Annotated in this window: 1 pseudogene; it reads left to right on the forward strand. The window is 64.8% G+C overall.

Features of this window, described 5'->3' with window-relative positions:
* A pseudogene (locus tag AX721_RS02420) lies at positions 1–281 on the forward strand (flagellin); the annotation flags it as partial.

The raw sequence follows: 281 nt of genomic DNA on the forward strand, positions 1-281 counted from the left end.
CGTCCCAGTCGTTGAACGCCGTCCGCGAGTCGCTGCAACGCGGTCAATCCACGGTGGACGTGGCCATCTCGGCCGGCGAAACCGTGTCGGACCTGCTCCTTCAGATGAAGGAAAAGGCCCTGGCCGCCGCCGACGCCTCGCTGGACGCCAACAGCCGCACCGCCCTGAACGAAGACTTCAAGGCGCTCCGTGACCAGCTGTCCAAGGCCGTGTCGAATGCCGAATTCAACGGCATCAACATGGTCAAGTCGGGCGGCACCACGATCGCGGCTCTGGCGAAC

The sequence above is a fragment of the Phenylobacterium sp. CCH9-H3 genome, assembly GCF_001557235.1.
GTDB lineage: Bacteria > Pseudomonadota > Alphaproteobacteria > Caulobacterales > Caulobacteraceae > Phenylobacterium.